General features: G+C 46.8%; 12 protein-coding genes. All 12 read left to right on the top strand.

Annotated elements, in window-relative coordinates; genetic code table 11:
* Positions 1-29: 29 nt before the first annotated feature.
* The 12 genes from Q0Y54_RS09350 (at position 30) to Q0Y54_RS09405 (ending at position 9,322) form a co-directional block, all read left to right on the top strand.
* Positions 30-719, top strand: coding sequence for a CsgG/HfaB family protein (locus tag Q0Y54_RS09350; protein ID WP_297966761.1), 690 nt, complete (start codon positions 30-32; stop codon positions 717-719).
* Between the two features lie 60 nt (positions 720-779).
* Positions 780-1,682, top strand: a complete 903-nt coding sequence (locus Q0Y54_RS09355; protein WP_297966768.1) for an LPP20 family lipoprotein — start codon at positions 780-782, stop codon at positions 1,680-1,682.
* Positions 1,683-2,003: 321 nt separating this feature from the next.
* Positions 2,004-2,201, top strand: coding sequence for a hypothetical protein (locus tag Q0Y54_RS09360; RefSeq protein WP_297966774.1), 198 nt, complete (start codon positions 2,004-2,006; stop codon positions 2,199-2,201).
* A 251-nt stretch (positions 2,202-2,452) separates the two neighbouring features.
* A complete protein-coding gene (locus Q0Y54_RS09365; protein ID WP_297966777.1) occupies positions 2,453-2,848 on the top strand; it encodes an Asp23/Gls24 family envelope stress response protein in 396 nt (131 codons plus the stop codon).
* 11 nt (positions 2,849-2,859) lie between these two features.
* A complete protein-coding gene (gene amaP, locus Q0Y54_RS09370; RefSeq protein ID WP_297966780.1) occupies positions 2,860-3,432 on the top strand; it encodes an alkaline shock response membrane anchor protein AmaP in 573 nt (190 codons plus the stop codon).
* Between the two features lie 13 nt (positions 3,433-3,445).
* Positions 3,446-3,706: a DUF2273 domain-containing protein gene (locus Q0Y54_RS09375; RefSeq protein WP_297966783.1), complete on the top strand. Its 261-nt coding sequence runs from the start codon at positions 3,446-3,448 to the stop codon at positions 3,704-3,706.
* Positions 3,707-3,749: 43 nt separating this feature from the next.
* Positions 3,750-4,181 carry a transcription antitermination factor NusB gene (nusB, locus tag Q0Y54_RS09380; protein WP_297966785.1) on the top strand — a complete coding sequence of 144 codons (432 nt, stop codon included), beginning with the start codon at positions 3,750-3,752 and terminating at the stop codon, positions 4,179-4,181.
* 69 nt (positions 4,182-4,250) lie between these two features.
* On the top strand, positions 4,251-5,453 hold the full coding sequence (xseA, locus tag Q0Y54_RS09385; RefSeq protein ID WP_297966787.1) for an exodeoxyribonuclease VII large subunit: 1,203 nt from the start codon (positions 4,251-4,253) through the stop codon (positions 5,451-5,453).
* A 3-nt stretch (positions 5,454-5,456) separates the two neighbouring features.
* Positions 5,457-5,699: an exodeoxyribonuclease VII small subunit gene (gene xseB, locus Q0Y54_RS09390; protein ID WP_297966789.1), complete on the top strand. Its 243-nt coding sequence runs from the start codon at positions 5,457-5,459 to the stop codon at positions 5,697-5,699.
* 2 nt (positions 5,700-5,701) lie between these two features.
* Positions 5,702-6,586, top strand: coding sequence for a polyprenyl synthetase family protein (locus Q0Y54_RS09395; protein ID WP_297966792.1), 885 nt, complete (start codon positions 5,702-5,704; stop codon positions 6,584-6,586).
* Positions 6,587-6,602: 16 nt separating this feature from the next.
* Entirely contained in the window at positions 6,603-8,489 is a 1,887-nt protein-coding gene (gene dxs, locus Q0Y54_RS09400) for a 1-deoxy-D-xylulose-5-phosphate synthase (protein ID WP_297966795.1), read from the top strand.
* 2 nt (positions 8,490-8,491) lie between these two features.
* Entirely contained in the window at positions 8,492-9,322 is an 831-nt protein-coding gene (locus tag Q0Y54_RS09405; RefSeq protein ID WP_297966797.1) for a TlyA family RNA methyltransferase, read from the top strand.
* Positions 9,323-9,379: the final 57 nt, after the last annotated feature.

The raw sequence follows: 9,379 nt of genomic DNA on the forward strand, positions 1-9,379 counted from the left end.
ATAAGGTTTTTTGAAATGAGGAAGGCAATATGAAGCGTATTGTGGCTGTTTTTTGTTTGTTCATTATTTGTCTCCCAATCTCAGTACACGCAATGTCAAAGGTTCCTAACGGGTCGACAGTTGCCATAGTTGGGGTAGGCTTTATGGGGGAAGATACGTCATTTGATAATATTTCCAGGAGTGCTATGGCAAAGGTGGCAAAGGAATATATGGGCTTTCATCTGGAAAAACAGACGGATTTTATTGTTGAACTGCCAGAAGATGTGGCGAATACAGCAGATGAACAGCAATTATTCTTTACGGGAGAGGTGGATGATAACACAGCGATGAATTTGGGAAAAAGCCTACAGGCGGACTACATTCTTTATGGCAATATTCTCGGTGTTGGTATAAATGAAAGTTCAAATAGTACGATAGGGTTTTTTAATGAAAAAATAGATGTGAAGACAAAATTACATATAAAACTGATTGATGCGAGAACAGGCCGAATTGTAGCAAGCTCGATGGGTGATGGGATATCCGGAGCCAGTACCGGAGCCAGTAGTTTTTTCTCTTTGGTCTCTGCTTTCACAAGCGTTCATGTACCAATAGATTCCTATATGTGGGATCAAACAAGTGTAAATGGAGAAATTATTGAAAATTCCGTGGAGGAGGCTGCTGCCATTGCTGTTGAAAAAATGCTTGGAAAAATAGGCATTAAAGGCCGTGTGACCCATTAGCAGGGAAGAATATTATTATTTCATGAATAATATATTTGACTTATTAAGGAGGAAATAATTGTGAGAAAGCTTATTTCTGTGTGCACAGCAATGTTAATACTTTTACTTTCAGCAGTGGCTTTTGCAAATACTGACATAAGCCGCGGAGCTGTCATAGCAGATGGTATAGGTGCACCGGGGCAGGTGGCCAGCAATGGTTATCGCGCTGCTAAGGTAGATGCTATGCGTAATCTTTTGGAACAGGTAAGCGGTGTCAGAATAGACAGTGAAACTATCGTTAGGGATTCCATACTTGAAAGTGATGTTATTAAAACCAAGATAAATGGAATTGTAAGGGGAGCAAAGGTTGTTAGAAGGTATGTGGACGAAGTTGGATGCTTCCATGTGGAAATGGAATTACCGGTATATGGTGAAACAAATTCCTTGGCCTCTGCTGTTATCCCAAAGATGGAAAGGGTGAGCTTCCCCGAGCCTGAAGTATTTGCAGCACCCCCTGTTCAGCCATCTGCTACAGCTACTGCTATTACCAGCACAGCTGTAACTAATCAAGACAGTATTACCACTCCAAAGAAACCACCTTATACCAGTAATACTATGTCGAATAAACCATCTTATGTCAATAAACCGGCTGTAACAGCAAATTATACTGGCGTAATTGTTGATTGTCAGGGATTAGGTCTTGAGACGGCAATGGCACCGGCTATTTTTGGACCAAATCATAAGATGGTATATGGTGTGCAGAATTTTTCTCATGAACAGGTTATTGCCAATGGCTATGTAGGTTATTCCAAAAGTGTTTCCTCCGGTGTTGAGCGTGCAGGAAGTAATCCGTTGATTATCAAAGCAGTTAGCGTTGAAGGCTTCTGCAGTCCGGTTATTTCTGATAAGGATGCAGCAATGCTATTAGAGGCCAATAAGAAAACGGGTTTTTTAAGTAAGGGAAATGTGGTTTTGGTTAAGTAAAATAAAACAATATATCGAACTTGCTAAATAATTTAAGATTTACTGTTTATTCCAATTGCTGCTTAGAGGCTGTGGACTATTATTGGTCCGACAGCCTCGTTTTTTGTTCAATGCTCAAAATATTTGAATATATGCTACAGGGGCGATGCTATCAATATTACAAATTTGAATTTGAACTAATTTTTTATATGAATAAAATATCTTAATTGAATTTAATAAATATATTAGAATAAAACCAGATAAATAATAAAAATTCATATATCGATTGTCTTAATATTACAAATAATATATAAAATTCCGGAGGGAGAGGAGCCGATAGATATGTGTAAGGCAATAGAGGATATGAAGGACGATGCCCGGAATGAGGGTCGGAATGAGGGCTGGATTGAGGGCCACAGGGAAGCACGTCTTACAGCTATCCGTAATCTTATGAAAAAAATGGGCTGGTCGGCCCAGGAGGCCATGGATGCCCTTATGCTTCCGGTTGAAGAGCAGAAGCAATATAGTGCGCTGATTTGATACGCGTTTCTGTTTTTTTAGCATTGATTCTGCTTTATGTAAAAATATACAAACTTTCCTATAGGACGTATTAACCAATAGGCGTTGCCTCTTGGATACGTCCGCAAAGCCCTGGGTAAAATTCAACTTAATTCAGATGAACTTAAAACTCCATCTGAATAAGTTATCATTTTATTGAATATCAACAGCCTGTTTGGTATAATAATGTGTAAGTAATATTCTGTATAAATATTGATAGGGGGGGTTATACTATGTCAGAAGAAATGATTAAGATGGAAGACGGATTGGGTGTTGTTCGCATTGGTGATGAGGTAGTCAGCATGATGGCCGGCATCGCTGCCCTGGAAATTCCGGGGATTGCCGGTATGAGCGGCGGTTTGGTTGGCGGCATCGCTGAGCTTCTGGGGAGAAAAAATCTGTCCAAGGGCGTTAAGGTTGAAGTGGGCGAAAAGGAGGCCCGGGTTGACCTGTATATCATCGTAAAATACGGTGAGCGCATTCCTGATGTGGCCATTGCTGTTCAGGAGAATGTAAAGAAGCAGATTGAAACCATGACCGGATTGAGCGTAGTTGAGGTTAATGTTCACGTTCAGGGTGTGGATTTTGGTGAAGAAGAAAACAAGGAAGAAACCAGAAGAATCCGCTAGGAGGCTGTTTGATGGGAGTGTTCAATAGATTCCTGCTTTTTTTCTACGCCTTGTTTTTTGGCGTAGTTAGCCTAGGGGTTGTTTTGTTGGTATTTAATGTGATTCCGGAAAGGATGCTTCTCAACGAATACCAGTTTGCTGTTTCCCAATGGGAGACAGGAGCCATTGCCAGCGTTGTGTTTATTATAAGTATTCATCTGCTGTTCTGCTCATTTTCCGGGAAGGGCAGCAAGGAAATAAACAGCGACGAGATTGTGCTGATACATGGTACAGAGGGCGATGTAAACGTGTCCATTAACGCTGTAAAGGGTATGATTGAACGAATTTCCGGCGGAATACGCGGGGTTCGTGAGGCACGGGTAAAGGCCGTAGTTAAGCGGGATAAGGAAAAGGGAGACTGCCTGAGCCTGGAGGTCAAGCTTGATGTAGGTCAGGAGCGCAGTATTGCCAGTATTTCTGATGACGTTCGTACTCAGTCAGGCAAATACCTGACTGATATTGCATGTATATCCAATTATGATGTTGCGGTTTCCGTTCAGAGTATTTCCAGCGGTGTGGTCGTCAAGAAAAGACGGCTGAAGTAACGGAGGTGTCTGTGTGGATAACGAAATCAGCTTAAAGCAGGCGTTGGTAAATGCGTTTCGTCGTCAATGCCAGGAACGTCCCGGTACTCTTTTGGGTATAGCATGTGGCGTCACAATTGCCATCGGTATATTGCTCTTTGGCTTCTGGAGCGTTATGTTCGTAGCGGTTTGCGGCTTCATTGGCTGCTTTATCGGTAAGAATGTGGATAAGGGCGGAAGCTTTATCGATAATATCCGGGATTCTGTTCCCCGGGATATTCATCGGTGGCGCTGATTGCCTGATTATAATAATTGTTTAAGAATCGAGGAATATAAGTATGAGTCGTAGACAAGCTCGTGAGGTTGCACTTCAGGCTTTGTTTCAGTTGGACATGAATCCGTCAGATGAAGGCGTGGAGGTGGCTCAGGTCAGACAAAACGCCATTGATGCAGCTGTTTTTGCCCAGGAGGATGTTAAGCTGGGTGACAAAGACATGGAGTTTCTCAATGCTCTGGTAAAGGGCACCTGTGACAATCTTAAGTCCATTGATGAGATGATTTCCCGCTTCTCCAGAGAATGGAAAATACAGCGCATGGCAGGTGTTGACCGTAATATTACCCGTATGGCTGTTTATGAGCTTAAGTTCTGCGAGGAGAAGCTGGGTCCTAATATTATTATTAACGAGGCAGTACAGCTGGCCAAGAAGTTTGGCAGTGATGATTCCAGTCGTTTTGTAAATGGTATTCTGGGAGCTATTGCTCAGGCATAAGATTTAGGGCCGCATTTTGGGTGCGGCCCGTTTTCTGTGTTTTTATATAATTCTTTTTCATGGTGATATATGGCTGTTGTCAGAAGTGTATCGGAAATAACTAAATATATTGCAGGACTTATAAAAAATGATTTGGCCTTGCATAATGTTACCATTCGGGGACAAATATCCAATTTTAAGCAATATTCCTCCGGTCACTGTTATTTTGACCTGAAGGATAAGGAGTCCATTTTAAAGTGCGTTATCTGGCGCAGCTATGCAGAGCGATTACGGTTTCGGCCGGATAATGATATGCAGGTGCTGGCCACCGGCAACGTGGAGGTTTATGAGCGGGATGGCAAGTACCAATTTTATGTAAGCCGTATGGTACCTGATGGCGTAGGGGAGCTGGCCCTGGCCTTTGAACAGCTGAAGGAGCGGTTGGGCCGGGAGGGCCTGTTTGACGATAAACACAAGTGTTCTCTACCGTCCTATCCCCGGACCATTGGTATTGTGACATCACCTACCGGGGCTGTGCTGCGGGATATTTACACGGTATCCAAAAGGCGCATGCCATCGGTGAGGCTGGTCCTGTATCCCGTAATGGTTCAGGGGGCTGGCTCGGCTGAGCAGATAGCCCATGGCATCGATTTTTTTAATAAAAAATATCCGGTGGATGTGCTGATAGTGGGCCGTGGCGGCGGTTCAATGGAGGATTTGTGGTCCTTTAACGAGGAAGTGGTGGTTCGGTCCATTTTTAAATCCCATATACCGGTGATTTCCGCTGTGGGCCACGAAACGGACTTTACCCTGGCTGATTTTGTGGCGGATCGGAGGGCGGCTACCCCGTCCCAGGCGGCAGAGCTGGCTGTACCTGATATGGGCGATGTACAGCAGCGGCTCCGTTCCCTGGAAAATCGGCTGCAGCTGGCCTCGGTGGCCCGTGTAAAGACCTATCGCCAGCGGGTGGAGTCCCTTATGGACAGCTATGCCTTTACCCAGCCCTTACGGATGCTGGAGACGGCCAGCGTGAAGCTGGATACTTTACAGTCCAGATTGAATAAGATAGCCAGGCAGCAGCTGAGTGACAAGCATAATCGGCTGCTTCATGATATAGAAAAGCTGGAATTGATTAACCCCCTAGGCGTTATCAGGCGGGGCTATGGCGTTGTTCATGACCAGAGGGGCAATATCATCAGCAATATAGCCAATATCAGTATTGATGATGTGGTGACAGTACAGCTTAATGGGGGTCACTTCGATGCCCTGGTGCAGAATAAAAGGGAGGAATAGGTCATGCCGCGGAAAAAGGAAGCATCCTTTGAGGAAAATCTGGCCAGGCTGGAGCAGATTGTGGATATATTGGAGAGTGGGGAAGCCAGTCTTAAGGATGTAATTGATAATTATACTTTGGGCATGGAGCTGTCCCGTAAATGTCTGGCCGAATTACAGGCAGTGGAGGATAAGATGGACCTTATCCTCAGCGAGCAGGACGGAGAAGCTGTGGAAATGCCATTAGAGCTTGAGGGAGGACGGTAATAGTGGATAAGACCCAATGGAATGAACGGATTAAGCTGATAGAGCAGGCTTTGGTAAAGGAGCTTCAGGAGGATAAGGCCCTGGATCCTACTCTTTGTGAATCCATGAAATATAGTCTTACTGCTGGCGGCAAGCGCCTGCGTCCCATTTTGATAATGGCCGCAGCTGATGCTGTTGGGGCCAGGGGAACGGATTTTATTCATATTGCCTGTGCCATAGAAATGATCCATACCTATTCCCTGATTCATGATGATTTGCCGGCCATGGACAATGATGATTACCGGCGGGGGAAGCTGACCAATCATAAGGTTTACGGTGACGGCATGGCTATTTTGGCCGGTGATGCCCTGCTGACCCAGGCCTTTGAGGTAATGCTGCGTCAGGATAATCTTCCGGCTGACGTGTTATTGAAGGTTGTCCGTGAAATGGCCATTGGGGCCGGGCCCAACGGTATGGTGGGCGGTCAGGCCATTGACCTGGAGGCTGAGGGTAAGCAAAAATCCCTGAGCCTGTCTGAGCTGAAGAAGATGCACGCCGGTAAAACCGGTGCATTGTTCAGAGCTGCTATCAGAAGCGGGGCAATTGTGGCTGGGGCAACGGAAAAGGAGCTGGAGGCACTTACCACCTATGCCGATTGCTTTGGTCTGGCCTTCCAGATTACTGATGATATTCTTGATGTGGTAGGTGATGAGGCGGTTATCGGCAAGCCGGTTGGCAGCGATGAGCGTAATGATAAATCCACCTATGTGTCCCTTACCTCCCTGGAGGAGGCCCGGAGGCTGGCAGCGGATACGGTGGCCGACGGAGTGGCCGCCCTGGAAATGTTTGGTGATAAGGCCAGCTTTTTAAGGGAGCTGCTGGAATATTTGTTAAAGCGAAATAAGTAATTAAAGGAGCCACACCATGCCTGATAATATATTGGAAAAAATAAATAGCGCTTCTGATGTGGCTAGGTGCAGCCTGCCTGAGCTGAAACAGCTGGCTGGTGAAATTAGAAGCAAGATTATTAGTACCTGTGCTGCCAATGGCGGCCATTTGGCACCAAGTCTGGGGACAGTGGATCTGACCTTGGCCATGTACAGTGTTTTTAACCCGGAGCGGGATAAAATAATATGGGATGTGGGCCATCAGGCTTATGCTCATAAGATTGTTACCGGACGTAAGAGCCGGTTTGCCACACTGCGTACCAAGGGGGGGATTACGGGCTTTCCCAAGCGTTCCGAATCCACCTGTGATGCCTTTGGGGTAGGTCATGCCAGTACCTCCATTTCTGCTGCAGTGGGAATGGCCATTGAGCGGGATAATACAAAACAGGATTACAGCGTATTGGCGGTCATCGGCGATGGAGCCTTCACCGGCGGTGAGGCCTATGAGGGGCTGAATTATGCCGGTACCATAGGCAAGAATGTTATTGTAGTTCTTAATGACAATGAAATGTCCATTGATAAAAATGTGGGGGCCATGTCGGAATACCTTAGCCATATTCGGATTATGCCCCAATATAACAAGGCCAAAAAGGAATTACAGGAATTTCTGAAAAGCTTTCCCGGCATTGGGGAGGCGGTGTGGAATGCGGCCGGCTCCTTGAAGGATGGCATTTATGCCCTGTTGACCCCTGGCTATGTATTTGAGTCATTGGGCTATACCTATGTTGGCCCTATTGACGGTCACAATATTGAATACATGCGGGAGGTTTTCCAGAAGGCCAGGGGAATTGAGGGCCCGGTTCTCATTCACGTGCGCACCACCAAGGGCAAGGGCTATTCCTTTGCGGAAAATCAGCCCAATAAGTTCCATGGTGTGGGCCGTTTTAACTGCGATACCGGTGAAATGATAAAAAAGGAGGGGGCACCGCCTTCCTATACGGATATTTTCAGCGATGCCCTGATTGAATTGGCCGGGAAATATAGTAATATTTCTGCCATAACGGCGGCCATGCCCTCCGGTACCGGGCTGAAAAAATTTGCAGCCGTATATCCTGACCGGTTTTTCGACGTTGGTATTGCTGAGGAGCATGCCATGACCATGGCGGCAGGAATGGCGGCAGTAGGAGGGAAGCCCTTCGTGGCCCTGTATTCCACCTTTGCCCAGCGGGCCTATGACCAGATTATCCACGATGTTTGCCTGCAAAAGCTGCCCGTAACCCTTTGTCTGGACCGGGGGGGGCTGGTGGGAGCCGACGGTCCAACCCATCATGGGGTATTCGATTATTCCTACCTGCGCCATATACCTAATATGGTGGTAATGGCTCCCAAGGATGAAAATGAGCTGCGGAATATGCTTTATACGGCAGCCAACTATAATGGACCTATCAGCGTGCGCTATCCCCGGGGGTCGGCCACCGGCGTGCCGGTCAGGCCGGGCTTTGAACAGCTGGAAATCGGTAAGGGAGAAATTTTATCCCGGGAAAGCAAGGCCATTGTTATGCTGGCCGTAGGCAGTATGGTAAAGCATGCCGTAAAGGCTGCCGAGCTGCTGAAGGAACGGGAGATATTCACCACCGTGGTGAATATGCGTTTTGTTAAACCACTGGATACCGGCCTGATTGATGAGCTGGTCCGGGAGGCCCGGCTGGTTGTGACTTTGGAGGAAAATGCCCTGGCCGGAGGCTTTGGCTCCGGTGTGCTGGAGTATTTGGCCGATGCCGGCATTAACCGGACCAGGATTATGCGCTTCGGCATAGAGGATAAATTTATCGAGCAGGGCTCCTGTCCGGAGCTGCTGGAGCTTTGCGGCCTGCTGCCTGAACAGATTGCCAAACGCATTGCAGAAAATTATGGTGAAGTATAATTATGTCAGATAGTGTTGAAAAGGTAAAAAAGGAGCGCCTGGATGTGCTCCTGGTCAAAAGAAATTTAGTTCAAAGCCGTGAGCGGGCCAAAACCACTATTATGGCGGGGCTGGTTATTGTGGACGGAAATAAGCTGGACAAGGCAGGCACCCTGGTAAAGGAAACGGCGGATATTCGCGTACTGGGTAATCAGATACCCTATGTAAGCCGTGGTGGACTAAAGCTGGAAAAGGCCATCAGGGAATTTGGCGTGGAGCTGACGGGAAAGGTGGCAGCGGATATCGGCGCCTCCACCGGTGGCTTTACCGACTGTATGCTGCAAAACGGTGCCCTTAAGGTTTTTGCCATTGATGTGGGATATGGTCAGCTGGCCTGGAGCCTCCGCACTGATGAAAGGGTAGTTAATATGGAGCGCACCAACGTGCGCAATGTAACCCCGGAGGACATTGGTCAGCTTATTGATTTGGCCTCCATAGATGTGGCCTTTATTTCCCTGGAAAAGGTTTTGCCTGCAGTAAAGGCAATGCTGAAGCCGGATGGCCAGGTGGTGGCTCTCATTAAGCCACAGTTCGAGGCTGGCAAGGAAAAGGTGGGCAAAAAGGGGGTAGTTAGAGATCCTAAGGTTCATCTGGAGGTTATTCATAAGGTTATCGACACTGCCCGTGAGATGGAATTTGTCACCAAGGAGCTGACCTTCTCCCCAGTTAAGGGCCCTGAGGGCAATATTGAATACCTTGTATGGCTTACCAAGGACAAGGATGCCACAGACAATGTAACTGATGAGGTAATGGCCAATACAGTTGAGCTGGCCCATAGCAACCTTGACAAGTAATTTTTAGGAATTTAGATAAATAAAGAGGGCGTCTTTTATGAAGACAATTGCTATTTA

This window comes from uncultured Anaerovibrio sp. (assembly GCF_947302755.1).
In the GTDB taxonomy this organism is placed as follows: domain Bacteria; phylum Bacillota; class Negativicutes; order Selenomonadales; family Selenomonadaceae; genus Anaerovibrio.